The organism is Mesorhizobium sp. M7A.F.Ca.AU.002.02.1.1, assembly GCF_003998535.1.
Lineage (GTDB): Bacteria > Pseudomonadota > Alphaproteobacteria > Rhizobiales > Rhizobiaceae > Mesorhizobium > Mesorhizobium ciceri.
The window spans coordinates 1-1,310 of the sequence record NZ_RZPB01001173.1 but is presented as its reverse complement, the minus strand read 5'-3'; the positions used below and the strand labels follow the sequence as shown (position 1 = coordinate 1,310).

At 66.0% G+C, this 1,310-nt stretch carries 2 protein-coding genes; both read left to right on the top strand.

Annotated elements, in window-relative coordinates; all coding sequences use genetic code 11:
• Window positions 1–682 (top strand): transketolase C-terminal domain-containing protein (locus EN879_RS36205; protein WP_127274726.1); only part of this gene is annotated, 682 nt, incomplete at its 5' end.
• Window positions 683–685: 3 nt separating this feature from the next.
• The coding region (locus EN879_RS36200; protein WP_127274725.1) for a biotin/lipoyl-containing protein at window positions 686–1,310 on the top strand (625 nt) is incomplete at its 3' end.

The following is a 1,310-nucleotide window of genomic DNA, read 5'->3' as shown; positions in this document are numbered from 1 at the left end:
CTTCATGCTGGGCGGCGAGGTTTCTGTTCCCGTGGTGATGCGCTTTCCCGCCGGTTCCGGCACCGGTGCGGCGGCTCAGCACAGCCAGAGCCTCGAAGCCTGGCTCGGCCATGTGCCGGGTCTGAAAGTCATCCAGCCGGCGACCCCCTATGATGCCAAGGGCATGCTTTTGGCGGCGGTCGCCGATCCCGATCCGGTCATGATCTTCGAGCACAAGCTGCTCTACAAGATGAAGGGACCGGTGCCCGAAGGCTATTACACCGTGCCGATCGGCAAGGCCGATATCCGCCGCGAAGGCCGGGATCTCACCATCGTCGCCACCTCGATCATGGTGCAGAAGGCGCTCGACGCGGCAGCCGTGCTGGAGAGCGAAGGCATCGACGTCGAAGTCGTCGATCTCCGGACCATCCGGCCGATGGACAAGCAGACCGTCATCGACAGCGTCAAGAAGACGTCGCGGCTGCTATGCGTCTACGAAGCGGTCAAGACGCTGGGCATCGGCGCCGAGGTCAGCGCCATGATCGCCGAGAGCGAAGCGTTCGACTATCTCGACGCGCCGATCGTGCGGCTGGGCGGCGCCGAAACGCCGATCCCCTACAATCCGGAACTCGAGAAGGCGACGGTGCCGCAAATTCCGGACATCATCACCGCCGCGCGCGACCTCGTGAAAGGGGTCCGCTAGACCATGCCGACCGAAGTCATTCTTCCCAAGGTCGACATGGACATGGCGACCGGACAGATCTCGCGCTGGTTTGCCGAGGAGGGCGCGCACGTCAAGAAGGGCGATGTGCTGTTCGAGATCGAGACCGACAAGGCGGCGATGGAAATCGATGCGCCGGCCAGCGGCGTCCTGCGCGATGTCACCGGCAAAGAGGGTGTCGATATTGCGGTCGGCGCTGCCGTGGCGTGGATCTATGCCGACGGTGAGGCCTATGGGGCTGATGCTGCTGCGGCCAAGCAGGACAAGGCGCCAATCTCCCCCCCCGCGGGGGAGATGTCGACGAAGTCGACAGAGGGGGGCGCTGTCGCGCCAACGTCTCATTCTGTCACGCACCCCTCTGCCCTACCCTCTTTGCCGCCACTTGGCATCTCCCCCACAAGGGCGGAGATCGGCCAATCGCCATCGGCCGGCCGTGCAACACCGCTTGCCCGGCGCCTGGCCCGTGAGGCCGGCCTGAACCTCTCGACCGTATCTGGCACCGGCCCGTATGGCCGGGTGGTGAGGGCCGATGTCGACGCGGCCATTGCCGGTGGCGGCGCCCAGACGGCGCCTGCCGCCAAGGCTCCGGCTGGCGTGCCGGCTGCTGCTC